This window comes from Aurantiacibacter odishensis (assembly GCF_003605195.1).
Taxonomy (GTDB): Bacteria; Pseudomonadota; Alphaproteobacteria; order Sphingomonadales; family Sphingomonadaceae; genus Alteraurantiacibacter; species Alteraurantiacibacter odishensis.
Map to the genome: position 1 here is coordinate 276,781 of NZ_QYOS01000022.1, position 24,261 is coordinate 301,041.

Below are 24,261 nucleotides of genomic sequence, written 5' to 3' on the forward strand. Positions count from 1 at the left end.
CCGCAGGGTGGGTAGGACGGGGCAACAATGGCCAATTTCGGCTGGATCGCGGGCGAGCCGGAGCCTCCCGCGCAGTGGGACTTGCGCCGGATCGGCTGGACCCTCTGCCACGGCAGGAGAGGTTGGCGAGCCGAATGCCGCCACGTCCTCGTCTGCGACACCCGCGCCCTCTCGCCACTTCAGCGCCACGCCCTCGCCGAATCAGACCGTCCTGCATGGCGGCTCATACTGCTAGGGGTCGAGAATCCTGCGGAACGCGCTGCGTTGCTATCGCTGGGATGTGCGGAGGTCTTGTCGGCCGACACCGCGCTGCATGAACTGGAGGCGCGCTCGCGCCGCGTCGCCGATATGTTTGGCATGTTGCCACGCTGGCGCGATGTCGGATCGCTGACGCTGGACCTGTTCCATCGCGACGCGCGCAAGGGCAACCGCTGGCTGGGCCTGCATCCGCGCGAATTCGGGGTCCTCTGGCGACTGGCCGACACGCCTGGCGAGCGAGTGACACGCAGGCAACTGATAGCCGACGTATGGCGTCTCAACCACGAGCCAGAGACGAACAGCGTGGAGGTTCACGTGTCGCGCCTGCGCGCAAAATTGGCGAGCGCCGCTTGTGACGATTACGTGCAGACCGTGCCGGAGGGCGGTTATCGCCTCGCGACGCCGAAGCCATTCTTACTGGCCAGCGGTTTTCGGCAGCAGGATGCGCTGGACGACTATCTGCGCGATCTCGGCTGGGCGGAAGAGGACGCCTGACAGACTGGTAAAACGAGGGCTGGCGCGCGGCTCGCTTGCAGTTTAGTCTCGCCCGGACAAAATCAATCTTGGGAGAGGATTGCAATGGCGAGCACGCCCGAAAATGGCGGCGGACGCACTCTGGACGTAGCGAGCTTCCTTGGCGAGGTGCGCCGCACGCGCTTTTCGCTTGGCGGACGCAGTGTGACACTGCCGTTCAACGGTTTCCAGCTGCGCATCCTGATTCTGTGCAGCCTCGTCACCTTTTTCGACGGGCAGGATTTCACCGCCCTGCCCTATGCCCTGCCCTACATCCGTGACGAGTGGGGCATCAGCGACGACATGACTGCCTATGTCACCATGGCCGCTTTCGTCGGGCAAATGGTAGGCTCGCTGTTCGGTGCCTACCTCGGCGATGTTTTCGGGCGGCGCCCGGTCATCATTACCTGCACGGTGGGCAGCGCAATCCTCACCACGCTGGTGGGTTTTGCCTCCACGCCGGAGATGCTGATCGTGCTGCGCTTCATATCCGGCCTTGCAATCGGCGGCCTGCTTGCGCCCGTCTGGGCGCTCAGCATCGAATCCATGCCCAAGGCCATGCGCTCGACTTCGGTAACGATCATCATGCTGGGCTTCAGTTTCGGCGCATCCTCCGCCGCGCCCATCGCCAACTGGACTGCGCCCTACCTTGGCTGGGAAGGCATATTCTGGGTCTGCGGCGCGATGACCGGTGTGTTCTCGCTCATGCTTATCTTCATGCTGCCGGAAAGCACTCGCTGGATGGTAGCGAAGGAGCGCCCACGTGCGCAGATCGTACCGATGCTCTCGCGGCTGGACCCTGCATTCGAAGCGCAAGCCTACGAGCGCTTCGAACTTGGCGACGAACGCAAGGCCACCACCAGCGAAAATCCGCTCCTCAAGTTCCGCGAGCTGTTCGTCGGCGCGCTGTTCATCGTCACGCCGCTGATCTGGCTCGCCTACTTCTTCTCCAGCATCGCGATCTACCTGAAGAATGCTTACGGCGTATTGTTCATGGAAGCGCTGGGCATAGCCCGCACCGACGCTGCGTGGCTGGCTGCGGCCAGCGGGATGGTGGGTGCCATCGGCGGCGTGCTGTTGCTGGCGCTGACCGAGAAGCGCGGCCCCGGCTGGATTGCCATCGCGCCGCTTATCGGCATTCCCTTGGTGCTTCTGGTCGGCTTCGGTTTCGTATCCGGCGGCGCGCCGCTGGCAGGACTGCTACTGATCGGCGCGATCTTCGTGGGCGCCGGCCACGCCGCGGTTATCTCCATCACCAGCATCTATTACCCCAGCGCGGTGCGCAGCTTCGGCGGCGGTTGGGCCAGTTTCATGGCAAAGTTCGGCGCTGTCGCCGCCCCGTGGATCGGCGCGACCGCCGGCTTCCTGCAAGGAGCACGAGGCGCGCGCGAAGGCTATATCTTCACCGCCGGATGCCTTGCCGGGATCGTCGTCTGCATCCTGCTTCTCGCTTATTTCGCGCGCAGCCTGCAACAGTCCCAGACCGCCGCAACCGCCCAACCTGCCGAATAGGATTTCCCGAGAATGGTCAAACTGCGTAGCCTCGATGCCAACAATCCCGGTCGCCGCGCCAACTGGAAAGCGCTGGGCCTGTCGAAAGAGGACATGGAGAAGCCCAAGATCGCGGTGGTGAATTCCAGCAGCGAGCTGGCGATCTGCTACGCCCACCTCGATGGCATCGCAAAGATGGTGAAGGAGGAAATCCGCGCCGCGGGCGGCGTGCCGTTCGAGGTGCGCACGGCAGCCCCGTCGGATTTCATTACCGGCGCCAACAGGGCGGGCAGCTACATCCTTGCCGGGCGCGATATCATCGCCAACGATATCGAGGTGCAGGTCGAGGCCGCGATGCTGGACGGCATGATCTGCCTGACCAGTTGCGACAAGACCCCGCCGGGCCACCTGATGGCGGCAGCGCGGCTGGATATTCCCACGATCCTCGTGATCGGCGGCTACCAGCAGGCGGGCGAGATCGACGGCGAGCCGGTGGACGTGGAAGACGTGTGGTCTGGCCAGGTCGGCGCGATCTTCGGCAAGGAACCCAAGTTCCCCATCCCCGACATGGCAGAAAACGCCATCCGCGGCCCCGGCGTCTGCGCCGGGATGGCAACGGCGAATACGATGCACACCGTGGTCGAGGCGCTGGGAATGTGCTTGCCGGGCAACGCCCCTGTTCGCGGCAACAGCCCCAAGATGCAGGCCAACGCCCGCGCCGCCGGGCGGCGAATCGTGGAGATGGTATGGGAAGACCTGCGCCCCCGCCAGATCCTGACGCCCGAGGCTTTCCGCAACGCCGTCGCCACGCTGCTGGCGGTTGGTGGGTCGATCAACGCGATCAAACACCTGCAGGCAACCGCCATCGAGGCAGAGAACGGCGTGGACGTTTTTGCCCTCATGGAAGAATTCAGCGACGTGCCCTTGCTCTCCCCCGTCCGGCCCACTGGCGACGTGCGGATCGAGCAGTTCGAGGATGCAGGCGGGGCGCGGGCCGTCCTGAAACGCCTGGAGCCTCGCATCTGTCCCGAAGCGCTCACCTGCACGGGCAAGACACTTGGCGAGAATCTGGCCAATTACGAAATCGAAGGGCCGGACGTCATCCAGCCGCTCGATCAGCCGTTCAGCGAAGGCCCGACCATCGCCATCCTGTCGGGCACCATGGCCGATACGGCCGTCGTGCGCCTCGGCATCCGCGATGGCAGCAGGCCGGAAGAATTCACCGGCACCGCCCGCGTGTTCGAAGATACGAAGGAGTGCATGGCCGCGATCGAGGCGGGGGATATCAAGGACGGCGATGTCGTTATCGCCCGAAACCAGGGCCTGAGAGGAGGCCCCGCCATGGGCGGCGGCGCATCGCTCATTCTCTTCGCGCTGGATGCGGCCGGTCTTGCCCAGACCACCGCGTTCGTGACCGACGGGCAGCTTTCCGGTCTGTGCCTGAAGGGCCTGACGGTAGCCGAGGTATCGCCCGAAGCAGCAGAGGACGGCGCGCCTATCGGCCTCGTGCGCGATGGTGATACCGTGCGCGTATCGGTGAAGGACCGAAGCCTCGATCTCGCTGTGCTACCCGAGGAACTAGCCAGGCGCACCGGGCCCGGCATACGCATCGAGGCGTCCGGCTACCTCAGCAATTTTCGCGAGAGCGTGCGGCCCATGCGAACGGGCGGCGTGCTGGTGCCGGAAAAGAAGTGACGCGCTGCGGCTAACCGCCCAGCAAACCCCTCAGCCTCTCCAGCACGGTTTCGTGCAGCGGGGCTTCGAAAGCAATGCCCGCCTTGCCGTCCTCCGCCCAGACCAGTTCTGCCGGAAGGGCGGAAAGGCCGGGTAGCGTCACCAGCACGCGCTCCCCCGGACGGGCAGCGGAACCGCGAAAGTCCACCATGCACCCGCCGGCGGATACATCCAGGACTTCCAGGTCGACTGATCCGCCGGTTCGCGCGCGCACTTTCACAAGCACCACGTTCAAATCGTTACGCTCCATCAAACCTGCTGCCATGTGAATCCGGTCCCTTCGTGTGAATGGACAGACTAGGCGCACGCAGTTTACCGGAACGTTACCGTCCTCGTTGTGATTGCAGACATTCTCATACGGTTGCCGCGCTGTTGGCTATTGCGCCGGAACACTCTCGGCATGGCGCGCGGCCGCAACAACCTCGTCGTCGTGCAGGTGCGCACCCTGCTGGCGCAGCACCTTGCGAATGGCATCCACATCCACGTCGCGCGGCTGCACGCCTTGGTCCGCTGCCAGCGCCGCACCCACGCCTGCCGCTTGCCCCGTAAGCCAGCACTGCGGGATTTCGCGCATGAAGCCGTGGCTGTTGGCATCGCAGCTAATGTGCCGTCCGCCCACCAGCAGACCATCCAGCGTCCGCGGGACCAGCGAACCATAGCCGACCGAGACCACGGGGAACTTTGGACTGAGGGACGGAGACACGCCAATTTCGTCCGGTAGCGGGTCGGATTCCGCCCAGTGGCTGCGGAGCACTTTGCCCACGCCTGCCAGCCGCCGCGTGTGGCGCACGCCGAGCTGACTGGCGCTTTGCAGCGAATAGACGTTCTCGAAGCCCGGGGCGTGGCGGCGGAAGAACTGGCAGTGCCCTTCCATCAGCCGGTGGCTGCGGATTTCCACTTCGGTCTGGTCGTCCACGTCCAGCGCCGAGAGGCCGCTCTGCCGGGGACCAAGGAACAGCGCGATATCGGGCCGCCAGCTGACGTATGGCGTCTGGAAATAGCCCAGTTCCTCTCGCCCCCGCTCCATGAACTGACGAAGCTCGTCCGGATGATGGACTTTCCAGTCGATCCAGCGGTCCATGTCCACCCCGCCCAGCACCCAACCGGTGTTCATGGAATGGTGGACGTCGCCTTCCTCGATATCGTCCTCGTACTCGGCCCCGGCGCGGGCGAACATGTCGCCGTCGCCGGTGGTGTCGATCACCACTTTCGCCATCAGCGCGTGGCGGCCCATCTTGCTCTCGAAAATCGCGCCCTTGGCCTTGCCGTCCTCCACCAGCGGGCGCGCAGCCCAGGCGTGGAAGACGATCCGCACGCCCGCTTCCAGCAGCATTTCCTGGTTGTTCAGCTTCATCCGCTCCGGGTCCAGCGTGGGCGCCCATTGCACGATGCCGTGGAATGCAGTGGTGCGCTGTCCCCAGTAGGCCGCCTTCACGGGATCGGCGCTGCCCCAGTCTTCGCGCGGAGGCCCTGCCACCCCTTCTGGCGGCATCCGGTCGATGAAATGGCGCGCATAGCCCTGGATCACGTGATTGCCCTGCCAATCGGTCATGCGGTCGATCCACATGACAAGGCCGCCGGTGGAAAGCCCGCCGAGGCAATTGTACCGTTCCAGCAGACACACGTCCGCACCAGCCTTGGCCGCGGCCCATGCCGCCGCGCAGCCAGCCGGACCGCCGCCGATTACCGCCACGTCGCACTTGTGATAGATGCCGATATCGCGCGCGTCCTCCCGCACCGTGCCGCTGCCGTTGGGTGGGGGCAGGTTACGGCTGTCGCTGGAAAAAACATCGGAGCCGAGGAAGCGTTCTTCCCTGTGCCCCTCGATCCGTTGCATTTTCGGCTTGTCGTCGGCCACGGGCTAATCCTTCCATCTGGAACGTGAAGCTGTGCCTAGACTACACTTGTTGACTTAGTCCAGACCGACGCTCGCCCGTATCGGCCAAGAAACCGTTGCACATGGAGAAACGACTCGCTACTTGGCGCCGCTCCGGCCCGATGGCGGAGTGGTTACGCAGAGGACTGCAAATCCTTGCACGCCGGTTCGATTCCGGCTCGGGCCTCCACCTTCCCGCAGTTCCCCGTTGCCCAGCGGCTACGGCGGCACTAAAGGGCAGCGCTGGAATGCCGCTTTAGCTCAGTTGGTAGAGCACATCATTCGTAATGATGGGGTCACAGGTTCGAGTCCTGTAAGCGGCACCAGAATTCTCCCAGCGAAAAAAATCGAGATCTATGACCGGAGTGTCGGGCGACCGCGCTTCGCATCGTCCCGGCCCATGCTCTTCGTATCGCTGGGCTGCCGCATCCAGGCTACGTGTTTTTGCGGAATTGTCCGTTAACCATTTACCCGCGAATGAGGCCTGCCTTGGTCGCGGGATATGTCGCGCGCCAAGGGCGAAAAGGCCCATCCACCGGGCTTTTCGCGAATGTTGGAGCATCCGTTTCCTTTGAGACACCAATCCGCGACGAGAATCGTAAGTGTTTCAAAGATAGACAAAATTCTGAATCGAGTAATTGCGGTTGATCAAATGGTTAAACAATCGTTACCGTCGTGTAGTCGATTCGGAAAGACCAGCAGGAACTGGCTGAAGTTCGACAACAACTGGGGGCGATCCTGAAGTAAGGGCATTCCAACTGCCTGATGGTCGCAAGTCAAACTATCCGCGAAGCACGCGCTTTTCGGCAGGGATCTGTGCGCCCTCCAAACACAGAAGGAAGGAATATCTTATGAAGAAGGTTCTCTTGGCTACCGCAGCAACCGCTCTTTTCAGCGGCACCGCATTTGCCCAGGCCACTGACACCGTCGAAATGACCGTTTCGGCCAGCGTTGCACAGGAATGCAGCGTCGAGCAGCCCGATAACGTCAACTTCGGCCAGCTCGCGATCAACCAGGATCCGGGCGAAGAAGCACTCCTTCTCACGCAGGGCCGCATCAGCGATTACCAGGATATCTGGATCAGCTGCAACTACGGCGCCAACATGGCTCTGGCCGCCACGTCGATGGTAAACCAGGATCAGGCCAACGACGGCCCCGATGCCGCAGACTTCTCCGACACGATCCCGTATCGCATGGAGCTGAACAACTCGGCTGGCGTGAACAGCACCGTGTTCAACCGCATGTCATTCGACACGCTGACCAACTCGGGCGACAACAAGACCAACACCGATGCATTCCACGATCAGGCGAGCCTGCTGCTGCGTTACGTGCCGCGGCCGGACCTGCGTCCGCTTGCTGGAAATTACCTGGGCACCGCTTCGATCACCGTCGGCGGCGTGTGATCCCGATCAGGGTTGCAATACGGTTGGGGAGAGCGTGTAGCTCTCCCCAATCTTAATTAAGTTGTTAGAAAACCTCCGATAAGAAGGGGTTTGACCGGGGGTGCAGGTGGTGTTTGAGATCGGGCAGAAGTTTCTTGGATGCGTTGTTGCGTTACTGGCACTAGTCGCCGTTCCTACCGCAGCGGGGGCAACCAAGGTCTCCCCCATGATCGCGGAGCTGGAACCGGCCGGACGCAATTCGATCCTCCGCGTTACCGTCACCAACGACGGCGATCGCGATACGCCTTACGAAGTTCTCATGCTGAAAGGCGAGATCACGCCGGACGGCGAACTCCTGACAACACCGGCCGACGACCAGTTCCTGGTTTTCCCTACGCAGACGGTCGTGGAAGCGCGTTCACAACAGGTCTTCCGCGTACAGTACATCGGCGATCCCGAGCTGGTGCAGTCCGAGGTCTACTATATGGGTATCCGGCAGGTACCAGTCGCCAGCGAAGACATGGCAGCGCAGGTCCAGCTCGTGGTGAACTACAACGTGCTGATCAACGTGGTGCCTCGCAATTCGGTGGCCCAGCCCAGCGCCACCGGCATGCAGGCCGCCATGCGTGAAGATGTGGCGGGGATTGAATTCGTAGCCGGAAACGAAGGCACGCGGTTCTATAACGCCGGCCTCTCCGAATGGACCATCGCGGGCAAGACCATCGACGGCGAAGACTACGAGGTCAGCTACGATCGCGGCGAGTTGTCGCGTGCCGTCGGCGTCGGCGTCGTTGCGCCGGGGCGAACCCGCAACTTTTTCATCCCCACCGAAGTCCCACTCCAGCCTGAAACGGTCCAGATCGAAATTCGGCCCTGATCTGGCAGGCGGGGGAGCGACACTTCGTGATACGTTGTAAAAGCCTTCTGCTTGCGACCGCAGGTCTCCTTGCGCCCGCTCCCGTGATGGCCGCAGATACCCAGCAGGCCGAGCCGGCAAACTCATCGCGCCCGGCACCGAGAGATGTCGATCCAAGCGACACGCGGGGCGGGGACATAGAGGCGCCCGTCAGCTTCTCCGTTCCGCTGCTCTACAACGCATCGGTCTATGGCGATGTCGTTATCAGCATCTCCGGGGAAGATGTACGCATAGAAGCGGCGTCGCTGCGGCAGACGCTGTCCGGAATGCTGAACGAGGGGGGCAAGTCGGCGCTGGACAATGTTCTGGGCACACGCGACTTCGTCGATCTCGAGAGCCTGACGGCCTCTGGTTTCGCACTGACATTCGACGAGAACCTGCTGGAGCTTGCCCTGGATACGATCGACGGTCGTTACCGTCCGGTCACCTCGCTGTTCGACGAACGCTCTTTCTCTATGCAGAACGATCTCCCGGTTATCGAGCCAGCCGGATTCAGCGCCTATCTCAACGTGAACGCAAACCTCGACTACCAGGAAGAGGGGTCTTTCCAGAAACCCGACCTGTTCGTCTTCGGGGCTGCTCGTTTCAACAACGTGGTGGTGGAAATCGACGGCGCATTCAGCGGGCAGTTCGGTCCAGACTACAGTTTTTCGCGGCGCAGCGTCCGCGCGGTCTACGATCAGCCGGAAAAGCAGCGACGGTTCAGTGCAGGCGATGTTCGGCTGAGCACGATCCCACTGCTGCGAACGCCGTTCATCGGCGGCGTTGCGGTGGAGAAACGCCGACAGATCTTCGATTCCTTCCGCCCTGTCTCCCGGCTCAGCGGACGCGAAATATACCTCGACAGCCGTTCGACGGTGAATGTCCTGTTGAACGGGGCCCAGTACGAAAGCTTTCAGCTGGACGCGGGCCGATACGATCTGACCAACCTGCCGCTGCGCACGGGTGCGAACGGCGTCGACCTGGAGATAATCGATTCTGCCGGTCGAAGGCAGGTCGTGAGTTTCGATTACTTCTTCGAGCCGCTGGAACTTGAGCTGGGCGAGGAGGAATACGTCTTTAGCCTCGGCCTGGTAGCGCAGGAGTTCAACTTTGAACCCGAATATACCGGCGACCCGGTTGCCACCGGCTTCTACAGGCGCCGCGTATCGGAATACCTCATCCTCGGCGCGGCCGCCGAGATCAGCGAGGATATCCAGACGCTCGGCACCCAGGTGACCTTCGTTCCGCAGGTCGTGCCCGGCGTATTCGATCTGGAACTGGCGACAAGTCTCGGTGCATCCACTGGCTTCGCGGCTCGCGGCGGCTACCGACTGAGCAGCGGCAATTCCTTCGCAGACCGCAGGCAATTCAGCGTCACTTTCGATTACGAGGACCGCAACTACCAGACCGTCGGCCAGATTGACTCGTTCAACACCGGCTTCTTCAACCTGACGACCAGCTACAGCCATTCGCTATCGCGCGACACGATCCTGACCGCAGGCGGAACATATGCCACGTTCTCCGGACCGCAGACGGACAGGAAGCTGGCCTTCGTCGATGTCGCCCACCGCCTGACCGATCGCTTCCGCCTGACGGCGGGCGTCGAGTACGGGGACGACTTCTTCTCTTCGAACAGCTTCGGTGTCCGCATCGGCCTGACAGCGCAACTTGGCCGTTCCTCTCGCGCGACAGCCGACTATCGCAGTCGTAACGAAACAGCGCGCCTTGCCTACTCTCGCGGTGGCGACCGGGACGTGGGTTCCCTAGGCTTCGATGTCGGGGTGCTGGATGCTCCGGGCGCAAGCAATGTCACGGCAAGCATGGATTATGTCGGCAACCGTTTCGAAGCGCGCGCATCGGCGTTCAGTAACGGGACGAGCCTGGGCGGCATCACCGACAGTTATCGCGGCAGGCTGCAGATCGGCACATCACTCGCCTACGCCGATGGTATGTTCGGGGTTGGCAGGCCGATTTCGGATTCGTTCGCGGTCGTGCAGCCAAATCCGGAGATCGGATCGCGCGAAGTCATCACCGGGCGCGACCTTTCGGGAGGTGATTACCATGCCCGCAGCGGAACGCTGGGCGCGGCGGTGCAATCGGACCTCAACTCCTACTACAAGCAATCCGTGCGGTATGATTTCGATATCGAGAATGACCAGACGAGCCTGGCCGTCGGCGATGGCTTGAGCACCGTCGAACCCCCGTTCCGCTCCGGCTACAGGATCATAGTGGGTGACAATCGTTTCGTGAGCGTTGCCGGTACGCTCATCGTGGGGGACGAGCCTGCCTCGCTCTGGTCAGGTATGGTGACGTCCAGCGACGACGCGGAATTCGAACCGCTGCGCTTCTTCACCAATTCGTTCGGCCGGTTTGCTATCATCGGCCTGGCCCCCGGAAAGACATATCACGTCGAAGTGGCGTCACAGGAGATTTCCTTCGATATCGTAGTGCCCGCAGATAACGATGGGGTACTGAATCTCGGCGAGTTCGTCTTGCCGAACCAGTCGGAGTAGGAGTGGGTTATGCGCAGATGGTCCTGGCTTGGAGCCGTTGCAGTCCTGACTGCACAGCCGTCGCTTGCACAGGAATGTGAAGCGCGTTTTGCGGACAGTGTCGCGAACGTCGTGGTCGCGAACGCGCAGATCGGTGCGAGGCAAATCACCCAGGAAGCATTCTCCGTCCCGCTGGAGAACGAAGGCGATGCTCCGTGCGAGGCGCAGATACGGATATCGCGGGTGGATGGAACGGCAACGCCCGCCCCCCTGCAATACTTCCTTCGATCAGGGGCTGTCATGCTCACGGTGCAAAGCAGTGAAACAGCTCCCGTCAATTCCCAGGGCAATGTCCTGATACCCCAGGTACCGGCTGGCGCATCGCGGTATCCCGTCCCCTTCGAACTCGCCATTCCCACCGGCTGGGGCATTGCATCAGGTGAATATCGGGAGCAGCTCGAACTACAGTTGCTCGACCTGACGGGGCAGCCGATCGATACGATGTTTCTCAACCTGACAGTCGGCATACCCAACGCGGTGGAAATGCGGATCTTCGGCCCTACCGGAGTGGGTGCGGTAGCATCGATCGATCTGGGGCAGATCGATTCCCGGACATCCAGCGAAAGCGAACCTGTTGCACTCAGGGTCTGGAGCACTTCTCCCTACGTCCTTGCATTCCGTTCGGAACAGGGCGGGCGGATGCTGCACGAGAATGGCTCCGACACGATCGACTACCGGCTCACCATGGGTGACCGGCCGGTCAACCTGTCGGGCGTATCCGAGTTCATGTTTCCCACGCATACGCAAAGCGCAGGCGACGTTTTCAGCCTGCGTTTCAGCGCCGGCCCGGTGCAGGCACGGGCGGGCGACTACCAGGATAGGTTGATGATCACCGTGACGGCGATCTGATCAGATCGCGGCAATCGAGAAGCTTAGCTGGAGATCGGCTTCGAGGTTTTCGTTGTGGATCGTTACCGGCACCTGCCGGAACCGGGGACCGGAACGAAGGGCAAGGAATGTAAGCCCGCTCTGCTGCATCGGCGCCACTATGCCGTCGTACTCGACCTCTGCGGCCTCATTTTCGGCAAGCCGGCGATGACTGGCAAAGATCTGGAAACCGGAGCCATTGCAATATTCCTGCACGAAACCCGATACGGCATCGGCATCGCGATCGATGCGAAAATCACCGATGCTTACACCGCAGACTTCCGGAACAACCGCGCCGACGGTAAAGTTGCCGTCCTCGCTCTCTCCGGCCTGCGCGGGCGCTGCCGCGAGGACGGTGGCATTCAAAGCCAGAACCAGACCGATCGTCTTCAACATTTGCTGTCTCCAATTGGCCCACGGTCTAACGGCCAAGGATTAAATGTTGGTTTTCGAGGTTCTTCTGGATTTCAAGTGATGCGTAGGGGCAGTCCCTTCCCCAGAGAATTCGTACCGGGCCAGTACCGGGCCAGCACTGGCCCTGATCACCTTACGAAACGATCTCGACAGTATCGGCCAGCGGATCGTAGCTGATATCCAGACCTTCGCGCCGCAGTTCGTCGAAGTCGATGAATTCGGCGCCGCCTTCAAGCCGGGCGTAAAGGTCCGACGGAAGCAGCGTGCTGAGTTCACTGCGCGAGAGGTGCAGGCGCGATTGCCGGTCGATCGAGAGCTTCACCTGGCCCAGCGCGCGTCCGTTAAGCCGGATGGCCTTGGGCACTTCCACCATGTCATCGGCAGATGGCGTTGCCCCCAGGTCGAAATCGACGCGCATGACGGGGCGACCGTCGGCGAGCGTGGCTGGCGGACCTTCTGCCGCGAACCCTTCCATGGCGCGGCGCAAATCCCCGTTCACGCGCTGCGTGCCCGCATTCTGCAGGTCGCTGGCCGCCGCCAGGGTTTCGTCGGCCGAACCGGTTGCACTCGTGCCTTCGTCGGCGCCCGGAAGGTCCTCCGGCCTGATCGCGAATTCGGGCGGCGTGTTGGGCAGGATCACTCTCTGCACGTATTCGGGAGCCGCAGGCATCGGTCGCCCCGGCAATTGCAGGGCCATGCCCACGCCGACGAACACCCCAAGCGCCGCCGCACAGGCGTAGGCGAGGCCGAGCAGGCGCGTCGAAAGACTGTTGCGGTCGCTGCCATAGGTCATGGACAGAACTACCCCCTTGCGGGAAGAGACTAATCATTTCGGTGCGCGGCTGACAAGCGGCGGCTGGCACCCCATCGCATAACCGTCTGAAATTGCGACAACCTGGAAAGGTTACCGCCTCGGTAACCACGCACAACTACGTGGTCTTAGCGAAATGCCCTGCATGTGGCAGGCATGTCGAAACGCCAGACATATCACCGTGGCGCAGTCGCCTGGAAAGCACGCCTAGCAGCGGCCGCCTGTATTGCGGCGGCGGCGATGCTGCCGACCGCGGCAAACGCCCTGGCGCTTCCCGATCCGTTCGCGGTGCAGAACGCTGACTCGGTGTCATGCCCCTTGCGTCCTTTCGAGCCGGCGATCTCCGCGCGCCCTGCAGACCCCAGAGATGCAACGAAGTCCGCGGCTATCCTCGGCGGGCAGAGCAGCGCGCTCGAACGCATCCGCCAGCAGCAGACGGGACTCGTGCCGGAAGCGCAGCCACCCGTCCAACTGGCGACGGCTCCGCAATTGCCGGTGTCCTATTCGAATTCCTGCCTGGCTATTGCCATGCCCATGCCGACCACTCCGCTGACGGCGTCCCCTCTCCAGTCTGCAACCCGTTCGGACGAGTTCCTCGACACGGCGCGTGTCAGCATCGGCATGACGCCGTTCAACGATGACTGGCAGCGTGTCTCGGCATCTCGGCTCGATTCCTCGAACGTTGCCGGGTTGGTCGCCGACAGTTCGTCTCGCGTCGAGACGTTGGCCTCAGTCAATCGCTGGGCGAACCGCCGGGTCGAATATGCAGACGATATCGCCAACTATGGCTCGCGCGATTACTGGGCCACGGCGAGCGAAACGCTGCGTTCAGGGCGCGGTGACTGCGAGGATTACGCGATCCTCAAGTACCAGATGCTCGCTGCACTGGGCTTCGATCGCAGCCGCATGTTCCTGACGCTGGCGCGCGATCTCGTGCGCAACGCGGACCATGCCGTGCTGATCGTGGAGGTCGAGGGCCGCCACTACATGCTCGATAACGCGACCGACGTGCTGCTGCCTGCCAATGTCGGCTACGATTATCGCCCGACGATGAGCTTCAACAGCGAAACGGCCTGGCTTCACGGCTACAGCCGACGGGCCAGCACCATGACGCAGCTCTCCTACCTTTCGGACAGCGCCGTATCGAGTGCGCGAGTCACCGGCTTCAACAGGTAGGCAAGGATCGATTTCGCCCCGGTGATGATTTCCACGTCGGTGATCATGCCCGGTACGATCGGAAACTGCTGCCCGTCCTTCTCGATGAAGCTTCGCTCGGTCTCGATCAAGACGCGGTAATAGGCTTCACGCTCTACCTCGTCATAGATGCTGTCCGCCGAAACCTCGACCACGTTGCCGGACAGCCCGCCGTAGGTCGCGAAGTCGTAGGCCGTGACTTTCACGTTCGCCGGATCGCCCACTGCCACGAAACCGATGTCGCGCGGGCTGATGCGCGCCTCCACCAGCAACCGGTCACCGATCGGGACGACCTGCATGATCGTCTGCCCGGCATTGGCGAAACCGCCTTCGGTCGTGATCTGCACGTTGTTGACGATGCCGGTGACGGGCGAGCGCAATTCGTTACGGTTACGCTGAGCCTCGGCACCGCGAATGCTCTCCTCGTTCACGGCAATCCGCGTCTCTACCTCGCTGCGCTCGTCCAGCGCCTGCTGGCGGAAATCCAGTCGCGATGCCTGGAGATCGGCCTCCGCCTCGCGGATCGAGGCGGACGCACGCGCGGCGGCCTGCCGGGCGGCGGAAAGCCTGCCGCGCTCGCTCACCAGTTCGCGGCGGGCCGTCAGCAATTCGGTCTGCGGAACGATACCCTGCGCTGCCAGCGGCTCCAGCATGTTCACCTGCTCCTGGGCCAGCGTGACACTTTCCGCCAGCGATGCTGCTGTCGCCTCGGCCTCGCGCAGGTCGCGGCGGCGCTGTTCCACTGCCGCGGACAGAGCCGCCTGCCTGCTGCGTGCCGTCGCAAGGCGCACCTGTTGCAGCCGGGCTTCCTCCGCACAGACGGAGCCGGGTTCGCAGCCCATGGCCGAACCCGATGCTTCCCCTTCCAATCGCTCGGCTCGGGCGGCCAGACGCGCGTTCTCCGCCTCCAGCTGGCCCAGCTCCGATGCGGCCATGCTGTCATCCAGCCGTACCAGCAACTGCCCCTGTTCCACCCGCTCCCCGCTGCGGACAAGGATATCCGCGATCACGGAGGGCTGAGCCGGCTGGACAAGCTGCGCCTGGCTGGAGGGAATGACCCGCCCCTGCCCGCGCGTGATCTCGTCGACCTGGGCGAGGCTTGCCCACACCAGCAGCAGGAACATGCCTGCCGCGCAGATTGCGATCAGCTTGCGGTTCGCGTCCCAGCTTGCGAACCTCTCGGCGATATTCATGGCAAGGCGTTCCCGTCGTCTTTCACTTGCTCGTTCAACGCGGCGCGATAGCCGCTGCTTGCCGTTGTCGGATCGGGGATGGCAAGCCTCCAAGTCGTCGAGGTGTCGAGGCGTCCGCCCACGTCGTTGTCGGCGCGCCTGTCTGTCGGGTCTCGCTCGATCACGGGCGCTTTCATTTCCGCGGCGGTATCGAGACCGGCCTCGGCCAGCGCGACGAAACGATCAGGATTGAACGCAGGCTTGCTTTCGCGCCCGTTCCACCGGGCGACAAAGCTGGCGGAACGTCCTGCCGAACCGGGGAAGCGATAGAAGATGTGGCGTCCTTCGACGCGAACCTTTTCTAGGCGATAGGCCCAGTAAGGCACTACGTAATCGGCATGGTAATGCGTGGCAGAGCCGACGCTGCGCTCCACATATCCACCGAGCGCCGCCGCTGCGACGTCCCTCGATTGCCGCCAAAGGCTCGCCATCGGACGCCGCGCCAGCGACCCGTCGCAGGTGTAGCTGAACTGGCACACGGGATCGGCGAAGCCCTGGTAGATCACGCCGCAGACACTGGACGGATAGGCCGGGTGGGCAACCCTGTTGAGGATCACCTGTGCCACGCCCCGCTTGCCTGCAACGCTCTCGTTCGCGGCTTCGTAGTAGATCGCTTCGGTCAGGCAATCGAGCGCGGCCGGGTAACTGGCGGAATTGGTGGCGATGCTACGGAAGGGCGCCATCGTGTCCTGCCGAACCTGGGCGAGCGGGATCCCGGCGTTCTTCGCCTGCGCACTCATCGGCTCTGTATCGAGCAGCGCATCGCCCTGCACGGTGAATGTCTCCACCTCGCGGGCAAATGCGGCTTTCGCCGCATCGTACGGTGCGGGTTCCGCCAGCGCGACGCGCACGACACCGGTGTTGATGCTGGGCGCGGAAAGGAAGACAAGAGCCGCGCTGGCCAGCGCCAGCCGGACAGGGTTCGCGGGAAGTCGGGCAAGGCGGGAGAGAAGCGCGGTCCTCATGACGACTTCCCCGGAAGGTCGCGCAGGATTTCGGCTTTCGGCCCGTCCGCCACCACGCGGCCATTATTGAGAACGATGATCCGCTCGCAAATGTCGAACAGCGCCGGGCGGTGGGTGGCGACGACCAGCGTCTGATGGGGAGCGATGGTTTCGCGCAGTCGCTCCACCAGCTTGCTCTCGGTATTCGCATCCATCGCGCCTGTCGGCTCGTCCAGGAACAAGAGTTCGAACGGGGAGACAAAGGCCCGGGAAAGGGCGAGGAAGGCCCGTTGGCCGCCAGAAAGGCGTCTCCCCTGCTCCCCCACTTCGCGGTCGAACCCCGCGGCATCGCGGGCGAGGAACTGGTCTGCTCCGCTCATCGAAAGCGCGGCGATCACGTCCTGATCGGACGCTCCGGGAGCACCGAGCGCGATGTTCTCGCGCACGCTGCCGGTAAACAGGTTCGCGTCCTGCCCCACGAAACGGAAGGCGCGGCGCATTTCGCTGGGGCGGAACTGGCGGCTATCGATCCCCTCGATCGTCATGGCCCCGTCGCTAGGCGGATAGAGACCGCACAGGACGCGGCCCAGTGTCGACTTCCCCGAGGCCACGCGACCGACCACGGCGATGCGCTCTCCCGGCTCGATCGAGAGGTTGATGCCGTCGAGCGAGTTTACCGGGCTGTCGGGATAGGCGAAGGACAGGTTCTCCAGCGCCACGCGGTAACCGCCGGTGCGGGCGGCGGGAAGCGACATGCTGCCGGCCTGCCGCTCGTCCTCGGCCTCGAACAGTTGCTCGATGGAATCGAGCGCCTCGCGCGCCTGCCGTCCGCGGGTCAAAAGAAAAGCGATCTGCCCGGCGGGGGCGAGCGAGCGAGATGCCAGCATCACGATGGCGATGATCGCGCCCATCGTGATCTCGCCCGCAGCGAACAGGTAGTAACCGCCCACCACCAGCGACACGCTGGATATCTGCTGGAAAGAGGACGCCAGCGAAACCGCGGTCGAGGAAATACGGCGGAGCCGAAGTTGCGAATTGCTGCCGACCTGCGCCAGCGAATGCCACTTGCCGAGCAGGCGGCGTTCGCCCGAGACGCTTTTGAGGGTTTCCATCCCGGCGATCGATTCCACCAACACCGTCTGCTGCAGGCCCATGTCCGCCTGTGCATCGCGCGCGGCATCGGTGACCTTGCGTTGCAGGACGAGGCCCGCAATCGCCATCAGGATCATCGCCACCACCGGCACCAGCGCCAGCCACTTGGCGATATAGGCGATCACCGCAATGAACAGGACGAGGAAGACGAGGTCCACCATCAGCACGATGGTGGTGGAGGCGAAGAAATCGCGGACCAGCGCGTATTCCCCCACCCTCGCCGCCAGTGCCCCGGTGCTACCCTTGCGGCCGCTCATCGGGGTGGAGAGTACGCGCGAGAACAGCTTCTGCGAGAGCCTGAGGTCCAGCTTCCTGCCGATCTGGTCGACCACGTTGGTCCGCGCCGTGCGCAGCGCGAATTCGAGGGCGAAGGCCAGCAGCACGCCCGATGCCAGTACCCACAGCGATGCTTCGGCGCGGTTGGGGATCACGCGGTCGTAAACGTTCATCGAGAAGATCGGCAGCGATAGCGCCAGCGCGTTGATCAGCAGCGAGGCGACCAGCACGGGCCGGAACGCCCGCCGCTCCTTGCGCAGTTCGGACCAGAACCAGTGGTGCCGCGCCTTGGCATGCCAGGGCGCGTCCTGTTCCCGCATCCGGTCCGGATTGGCGAGAACGGTAACGATCTCGCCCGCGTAATCGGCATCCACCTCTGCCAGCGGCCGCCAGACGGCTTCCTTGGCGGATGTAGGGTACACCAGCGCGTCGGTGCCGTTCACTTCCAGCACCGGCAATGCCGACCCGTCATTCAAACGGGCGATGGCGGGATAGGCTTCAGCGGTCCGGGGCAGCTTCTTGCCCGTCGCCGTGTCGTGATTCATTCCCGCAAGATCGAGCGCCGCCTGCACCTGGTGGAAAGGCAGGAGGCCCGCTTCGTCACGCGGAAGGGAATCGAACAGGGCCTTGGGATCGGGCAGGCCGAAATGCGCGGCGAGGCGCGTCATGGCCAGAATCAGCGAGTCTTCTTCTGCCGATCCGGAAAAGTCTCCTGACTGGTACACCCGATGTTTCTCCCGGGCGCCGCGAACCGCTAGCGCGGGTTGCGACGCCTCTGCAATTCTGCAGGCACTTCGGGACCGTAATCGAACCGTTCGCGTTCCATCATGCCCGCACCTGCTCCGGGTGCGACATTAAGGGCATCAAGGAACTGATTGGTTGCCGCCAATACTTGATATTGTGCAAACATCTCCGAAAAACGCGACGTTTCACGGCGCACCTGGGTGTTGAAACGCGTGTTCTGCGCGTCCAGCACGTCCAGCAGCGAACGGCGTCCGATGTTGAACTGGCTGCGGTAGGACAGCAGCAGGTCATCGCTCACCTGGGACTGGCGTTCCAGTGCGGAGCCGATGGACCGCTGGGCGTTCATCGCCGTCCAGGCGTTGGCCACGTCTTCTTCCGCCTCGCGCACCCGGTCGTGCAGGCGATAGCGCGCTTCGCTGGCGCGGCGGACCATTTCCTGCACCTGCGCTGCCCGGCGGCCGCCGTCGAACAGCTGCCAGCGCACGTAGACGCGGCCCTGCACATCGTTGGTCTCGCCCTGGAAACCGTCGATATCTTCGCCGATCCGGCCAGTGACATCGACGCCGATTTCCGGCGCGAGCTCGCCCCTGGCAGACATTACCATGGCATTCGCCGCATCGACATCGGCCTGGGCTTCGCGCACGAGCGGATTGGCCGTGCGTGCCATGCCGATAGCAGCTTCCTCGGTTGCAGGAAGCTGCGCCATCATCGCGTCCGGCAGGCTGACACGCGAAATGTCGAGGCCGGTCAGGCGGCGCAGCGACGTGCGGGCGTTCTGGAGATCCTCGTCAGCCTCTTCGCGCAGGACCATGGCGGCCTGCAGTCGCTCTTCGGCCTGCTGCAGGTCGGCAACGCTGATCGAACCCTGGTCCACCCCGTCAGACAGGCTGGACGTCATCTGCTGGTGGAATACCACGTTGTCCGTCGCAGCGGCGACGATCCGCTCCTGCAACAGGATGTTGAGGTACTGCCGCGCCACTTGCAGGGCGATGAATTCGGAGCGCTCGACCACACGTAGGGAAGCGCCGTCCACACGGGCTGCCTGGCGCAGCAGTTCGCCGCGGCGGCGACCGAAATCGACCACGGTCCAGTCCGCTCGGACCTGTGCCTCGAGCGGGTAGAGCCAGTCATCGGCGATACCCAGAGCACGGCGGGTGGTGTTTTCCAGCCTGCGCGCGCCTGCCGATGCTTCCACATCGATGGTCGGGAAATACAGCGACTGGGCCTGTTCGCGTTCGAACTGGATCGCCTCGGTATTCATCTGCGCCTGGATGATTTCCGGGTTCGAAGCGATTGCCGTTTCAATCGCATCGCGCATGGAAATGGTCCCGCCGTCACTCTGCGCCATTGCCGCAGGAGAGCAGGTCGTGAGAGCCACGGCTAATACGAGCTTGCCAAAAGCGTTCATTGTCTGATCCCCCTATCAGTCTGCCGAGATTTCGACGCGGCGGTTCTGCGGGCTGCGCGTTCCGTCGGCCAGCGGTACGCGCGGTTCGCTTTCGCCGCGCGCATCGACCGTAATGTTCACCCCGCCCACGTTGCGGCTGCGCAGGGCATTCGCGACGGTATTGGCGCGTTCCTGCGACAGGCCGATATTGTACTGGTCGCTGCCTGCCTGGTCGGTATGGCCGACCACGGTAAGGCGGCTCCAGCCGCATACGGGAACGTTCTGGGCGACGGTGTTCAGCGCCTCACCCGCATCGGGAAGGAGCGCTGCCGAGTCGAAATCGAAGAACACCATGCCCACGATGGCATCGTCGCACAGGTCCGGTCGGCGCGGAGGAGGCGGCGGCGGCGGGATCACCGTCGCCTGGGGCGGCGCGGGAACCTCGTTCATGAGCAGGTAGGCATCCGCGCACTTGCGGATGCTCGTCTCGTCCCGGGTCGAGGACTTCATGAAGCCGAGCGCGATGCCGCACTGGACCTTGGTCTCCAGCGCCCAGAGGTAGCGTGGATCGTCGGCCGAAATATAGCTCTCGTCCAGTGACGCGGCGAGACCGGCATCGTAGCGCATTGTCAATTCATCGACGAGCGCCGAATCGCCAAGCCCCATCAGCGCAGCATAGTCATCGGATTGCGCCATCGCGGACGTGCTGAATAAAGCGAGGGCCGCCCCGCTAACAACGACGAACGAACTCGATTTAATCATTCGACTTCCCCCAATTTTCCCCATTAACCGTGCAATAAAGCAAGGTCCCCACTCTCGTCCATCGAAACTTCGTTAACAGGCGGTGCGATCGAGAAGGCAGAACCGTCGATGCTGATCGCAAGCGCTTCTGCAAGCTGCCCCTGATCGACTGGGGCTGTACTCTCCGGTGCCTCTGCCATGTCCGGCACGAAGCGATCCACCAGTGCATCCACCGCGTGATCGGCAAGGATATCGCCGATGGCTTCCTGCGCGGCTTCGGCCATATTGGTACCGGGTCTTGTCGCTCCGGCACCGGCATCGCCGATGATCAGCAGAGCCTCCATGACAGCCGATGCCGAAGCGCCGTGTCCGTCGAAGGCCATGGCCGATGCCTCGATCCCGATATCGGCAGCAGCTTCCTGCGAGGCGGGCGAGTCGGAAGCCGAGATCGCTTGGCCGAGAGGATTGCCGAGATTGTCGTCCAGGTTGTCGTTCGCGGTCCGTGCCGCTTCGGGCGCTGCACGTCCGAAGCCTGCACCGCCTTCGAAGAACTCCGCGTTATCGAAGCCGACAGCACCACCATCGAGAACCTTCAGCACCATCGGATCGTAGCCACCCCAGACCGCCTCGAAAGCGGGAAGGTCGCTCGTCACCAGGTGCGGATGGGTCTGCGCCGCGGCCGAGGCCGACATGCCGGCAAGGAACCCGGCCATGGCGGCCGAACCGATGGCGATGTCGCCAGCGCGCAGTTCGGAACCGAGCCGGAAGGTAACGTCCGCAAGGACACCGGAAGAACCGTTCGCCCAGGTAAAGGTCGAATGGCCGTGGATTGTGGCGTCGCCGCCAGCCACGACTTCGCCCTTGCCGTCGCCGACCAGCGAGATCGAAGTAATCCCCATGTCGGCCAGCGATGCATATTCGCCATCGTCGGCGATGCCGTTGGAGTTGGCATCGCTCCACACGCCGAAGTCGGCGTAGGCGGCGTCGTTGCTGTCGAGAACCCCGTCGCCATTGGCATCGAAGTTCGCAGCCATGGCAGCAAGGTCGGTCAGGTTGCCGGTGCCGAACAGGAATTCGCCAGCGCCGCTGACCGTGCCGTCGCCATTGGCATCGTGGACGAGGATGCCGTCGTCGGCCCCTGCCCAGGCCGTGCTCTCCAGCACGCCGTCGCCGTCCATGTCGTAGGCGATACCTGCATCGAGGCCGAGCAATTCCACGCCGTCACCGTCAAGGTCGAGCACGACGGGCGGCGAGCCCGGATTGGCCGTGATCGACAGGGTGCCGGCATCGACAGTGTCGCCATCGCCATCGCGGATGGAGATCGGCACGGTGAAAGGCACAGGATCGTTGGTGATCGTGCTGGTGCCGAAGCCCGACAGCTCGAAATCGTCGCCGGAGACGTTGAAGATGTTCAGCGCCTGGTAGCCACCATCGGCGAAGATCGCGATCTGGACCGCGGTATCCATCACGCCGTTGACCTCGACATAGCGGCCGCTGGCATCGTTGATGAAGTTCACCGTGTAGGTGCGATCCGCCAGGCCGCCGGGGCTGCCCACCGTCACCGTGATCGGATAGGTCGCACCCGGATCGTAGGAGATCGACTCGATCTCGCCATCGTACTCGATGGCAATCCGGTGGACGGTCGCCGTCGTTCCGGTGCCTGCCACAAGGTCAGGTGCCGGGCCGTTGTCCGGACCGTCGACCACGTTCAGTGCGGTGAAGCGGACCAGCGAGTTGTTGCTTCCCTGCCCGAAGGTGATGGACGTGCCATTCACCAGATCGTGGCCACTGAAGCTGTGATCCTGCTGAGCGATGTTGCCGTCGTAGTTGGCCGGGCTGCCGGCAGGATCGCCGTTTAGGTCGATCACGAAGTCGAGGCGGATGCCCTCGCCCGGATCGATGTTCTGCCCGCCGATGCCGCCGTTACCGGCGCCATTGGCCGTTCCGTTGATCGAGTCCGCAGTATTCCCGGCCGCGATCGGGGTCAGCAGCAGGTCCGAACTGCCGTCGGCGATCGGAGTGCCGCCGCCCGGCACGAAGGGGCTCTGGCCATCGGGCACGAAACCGGCCCAGGGGTCGTTGCCGCCGATGAAGTCATAAGTGCCATCGTTGAAGTTGATATCCGATGTCGCATCCAGCGGCTGGCTAATGGTGACCTTGTACTGGTCGGCACCGCCCGTCGGCTGCAATTCGATGCGGAAGACTTCGCTGTCGTCGGTCGCCTTGGTCGCGACCAGCACGGTCCCACCATTGGTGATCGTGTATTCGAGGTCGGCGAAACCCGACTGGAGCCCCTGCGCCTCCAGCGCACTGATCGAAGCAGCGGTAAAGATTACCGCTCCTGGACCATCGGCACCGTAGTTGTTGTCGACATCGCCATCGCTCGTGTCGAGCGAGAACAGCGCCGACATGGAACCAGCGGTGTTTGTCACCGTGCTGGCGGCAGGCGCAAGCGAGACTGGCAGATCGTCGTCCACCGTGATCTGGAGAGAGCCTGTGGCTACAACCACGTCACCATCGGCATCGGTAGCCTGGATGATCGGCGCGAAGTCGATGACGATATCGTCCTCGGTTCCGTTCACCGAATGGTCGAGCGGGCCGAAGAGTTCGAACTCCCAGTCGCCATTCGATTGCAGGTCGAGCAGGAAGACCGGGTCACCGCCGGCACCAGCGCGACCGAGAATACCGTCACTCGTGACAAGGTAATCCAGCGCAACCCCGCCTGAAGTCAGGTTGAGAGCTTCTAGGTAGTCGGTAACAACCGAGGATGCATTATCCACAAAGGTAATCGTCAGCGGCTGATCCGCGCCGGGCGTGAACAGCGCGGCGGCGCTTTGTCCGTTACTGGACGTTCCGGTAGCCACCTGCGTGGTTGTACCGGCGCCGCCGTCGATGTCGCCCGGGCCGCCCTCGATCCCTCCCGGAAGCGCGTCTTCGTCGACCTGGCCGGATACAGTCACGGAATTGGCCTGAGGAACGTCGTCGATGATATCGATTGTAATCGTACCGGTGGCAGAGTTCCCGTTCGCATCCGTGGCGGTGTAGGTATACGTCTCCGCACCCGTTTCCGTCGTGACACCATCGTTCGCCGCCGGTGTGGTCGTGAACGGGCTGGTGAGGGTGTAGGTGTAGCTGCCGTCGCTGTTGAGTTGCAGCTGGCCGTAGGCATCGGTGCCGCCGGTCAGCGTGTAGGTCACGCCGTCGCCTGCAACCGTCAGCTGGCCGGTCACCGTCTCGGTATCGAGGCCGGGGTTGCTGCCCTCGACCGTGCCCGGGGCAAGATCGTCTTCCAGCGAGGGGCCGGCAGCGCCGCGGTCGTCCGCGACAAGGTCCAGCGCCGCTTCGTTGACCACCTTGGTCTGGTCGTCGCCTTCCAGCGTCACGTTGGCAACGTCGATGGTCAGCGTGGTCGTCGACAGGTCGCCGTCCGCATCGCGGATGGTGTAGACGAACACGTCCTGCTCGTCGCCCGTCACCGCACCTGCCGTGCTCTGGTAGGTGTAGCTGCCATCCGCGTTCAGCGTCAGCGTGCCGTAGTCGCCCGCAATGGCTACGCCCGTGCCGGTCAGCACCGCCGTCGTCGTGTTCGCCGGGCTGCCGTCGGCGCGAACGCCCACCACGCCGCCGCCGCTGTCGGCGCCATCGGCACCGAACGCATCGGCATTGCCAGTGAGCACATTGCCGCTCGTGCTGCCGCCTTCGGTCACGCTATCCGTGTCGGCCACCGCCGTCGGCGCATCGTCGTCGAAGTCGATGAGGAGCGTGGTCGGCGCGGTGTCGCCTTCGCTGTCGGAG

At 63.4% G+C, this 24,261-nt stretch carries 18 protein-coding genes and 2 tRNA genes; 10 read left to right on the plus strand and 10 right to left on the minus strand.

Annotation, left to right across the window (positions count from 1 at the left end):
* Nucleotides 1-27: 27 nt before the first annotated feature.
* From D4Q51_RS15945 to D4Q51_RS07015, 3 genes are all read left to right on the plus strand, one after another.
* Nucleotides 28-753 (plus strand): winged helix-turn-helix domain-containing protein, encoded by a 726-nt coding sequence (locus D4Q51_RS15945; protein WP_240624602.1) that lies wholly within the window; start codon nt 28-30, stop codon nt 751-753.
* Between the two features lie 84 nt (nt 754-837).
* Nucleotides 838-2,283: an MFS transporter gene (locus D4Q51_RS07010; RefSeq protein ID WP_120077017.1), complete on the plus strand. Its 1,446-nt coding sequence runs from the start codon at nt 838-840 to the stop codon at nt 2,281-2,283.
* Between the two features lie 12 nt (nt 2,284-2,295).
* Nucleotides 2,296-3,957 carry a dihydroxy-acid dehydratase domain-containing protein gene (locus D4Q51_RS07015; protein ID WP_162925186.1) on the plus strand — a complete coding sequence of 554 codons (1,662 nt, stop codon included), beginning with the start codon at nt 2,296-2,298 and terminating at the stop codon, nt 3,955-3,957.
* 10 nt (nt 3,958-3,967) lie between these two features.
* On the opposite strand, the gene D4Q51_RS07020 is transcribed toward D4Q51_RS07015, so the two are convergent.
* The gene (locus D4Q51_RS07020; protein ID WP_120077018.1) at nt 3,968-4,261 is read right to left on the minus strand and encodes a PilZ domain-containing protein; all 294 of its coding nucleotides are present in this window, start codon (nt 4,259-4,261) and stop codon (nt 3,968-3,970) included.
* A gap of 111 nt (nt 4,262-4,372) precedes the next feature.
* On the minus strand, nt 4,373-5,854 hold the full coding sequence (locus D4Q51_RS07025; protein ID WP_240624603.1) for an FAD-dependent oxidoreductase: 1,482 nt from the start codon (nt 5,852-5,854) through the stop codon (nt 4,373-4,375).
* Between the two features lie 134 nt (nt 5,855-5,988).
* Between D4Q51_RS07025 and D4Q51_RS07030 the strand changes: the two genes are divergently transcribed.
* The 6 genes from D4Q51_RS07030 (at nt 5,989) to D4Q51_RS07055 (ending at nt 11,553) form a co-directional block, all read left to right on the plus strand.
* Nucleotides 5,989-6,062, plus strand: a tRNA-Cys gene (locus D4Q51_RS07030).
* A gap of 60 nt (nt 6,063-6,122) precedes the next feature.
* Nucleotides 6,123-6,198, plus strand: a tRNA-Thr gene (locus D4Q51_RS07035).
* 525 nt (nt 6,199-6,723) lie between these two features.
* Complete coding sequence (locus tag D4Q51_RS07040; RefSeq protein ID WP_120077019.1) at nt 6,724-7,275, plus strand: type 1 fimbrial protein; 552 nt, start codon at nt 6,724-6,726, stop codon at nt 7,273-7,275.
* A gap of 205 nt (nt 7,276-7,480) precedes the next feature.
* Nucleotides 7,481-8,131 (plus strand): fimbria/pilus periplasmic chaperone, encoded by a 651-nt coding sequence (locus tag D4Q51_RS07045; protein WP_120077020.1) that lies wholly within the window; start codon nt 7,481-7,483, stop codon nt 8,129-8,131.
* 86 nt (nt 8,132-8,217) lie between these two features.
* Complete coding sequence (locus tag D4Q51_RS07050) at nt 8,218-10,665, plus strand: fimbria/pilus outer membrane usher protein (RefSeq protein WP_120077021.1); 2,448 nt, start codon at nt 8,218-8,220, stop codon at nt 10,663-10,665.
* Between the two features lie 9 nt (nt 10,666-10,674).
* The gene (locus D4Q51_RS07055; RefSeq protein WP_162925188.1) at nt 10,675-11,553 is read left to right on the plus strand and encodes a hypothetical protein; all 879 of its coding nucleotides are present in this window, start codon (nt 10,675-10,677) and stop codon (nt 11,551-11,553) included.
* Here the strand turns inward: D4Q51_RS07055 and D4Q51_RS07060 are convergent, their stop codons facing one another.
* Together D4Q51_RS07060 and D4Q51_RS07065 are read right to left on the minus strand one after the other, a co-directional pair.
* The gene (locus tag D4Q51_RS07060) at nt 11,554-11,967 is read right to left on the minus strand and encodes a hypothetical protein (RefSeq protein ID WP_120077023.1); all 414 of its coding nucleotides are present in this window, start codon (nt 11,965-11,967) and stop codon (nt 11,554-11,556) included. It abuts the gene before it with no gap.
* Nucleotides 11,968-12,118: 151 nt separating this feature from the next.
* A complete protein-coding gene (locus D4Q51_RS07065) occupies nt 12,119-12,778 on the minus strand; it encodes a hypothetical protein (RefSeq protein WP_120077024.1) in 660 nt (219 codons plus the stop codon).
* 258 nt (nt 12,779-13,036) lie between these two features.
* On the opposite strand from D4Q51_RS07065, the gene D4Q51_RS07070 reads away from it, so the two are divergent.
* Nucleotides 13,037-13,972: a transglutaminase-like cysteine peptidase gene (locus D4Q51_RS07070; protein WP_120077025.1), complete on the plus strand. Its 936-nt coding sequence runs from the start codon at nt 13,037-13,039 to the stop codon at nt 13,970-13,972.
* Here D4Q51_RS07070 and D4Q51_RS07075 read toward each other — a convergent pair.
* The 6 genes from D4Q51_RS07075 to D4Q51_RS07100 all read right to left on the minus strand — a co-directional run.
* The gene (locus tag D4Q51_RS07075) at nt 13,918-15,183 is read right to left on the minus strand and encodes an HlyD family type I secretion periplasmic adaptor subunit (protein WP_120077026.1); all 1,266 of its coding nucleotides are present in this window, start codon (nt 15,181-15,183) and stop codon (nt 13,918-13,920) included. The genes D4Q51_RS07070 and D4Q51_RS07075 overlap by 55 nt on opposite strands.
* The gene (locus D4Q51_RS07080) at nt 15,180-16,187 is read right to left on the minus strand and encodes a cell wall hydrolase (RefSeq protein ID WP_120077027.1); all 1,008 of its coding nucleotides are present in this window, start codon (nt 16,185-16,187) and stop codon (nt 15,180-15,182) included. The genes D4Q51_RS07075 and D4Q51_RS07080 overlap by 4 nt, the downstream gene beginning before the upstream one ends.
* Nucleotides 16,184-18,319, minus strand: coding sequence for a type I secretion system permease/ATPase (locus D4Q51_RS07085; RefSeq protein ID WP_240624604.1), 2,136 nt, complete (start codon nt 18,317-18,319; stop codon nt 16,184-16,186). The genes D4Q51_RS07080 and D4Q51_RS07085 overlap by 4 nt, the downstream gene beginning before the upstream one ends.
* 29 nt (nt 18,320-18,348) lie before the next feature.
* Nucleotides 18,349-19,746 (minus strand): TolC family protein, encoded by a 1,398-nt coding sequence (locus D4Q51_RS07090; RefSeq protein WP_120077028.1) that lies wholly within the window; start codon nt 19,744-19,746, stop codon nt 18,349-18,351.
* Between the two features lie 15 nt (nt 19,747-19,761).
* Nucleotides 19,762-20,421: an OmpA family protein gene (locus D4Q51_RS07095; RefSeq protein WP_162925190.1), complete on the minus strand. Its 660-nt coding sequence runs from the start codon at nt 20,419-20,421 to the stop codon at nt 19,762-19,764.
* Nucleotides 20,422-20,510: 89 nt separating this feature from the next.
* Nucleotides 20,511-24,261: T1SS-143 repeat domain-containing protein (locus D4Q51_RS07100; protein WP_120077030.1), on the minus strand; the 3,751-nt coding region annotated here is incomplete at its 5' end.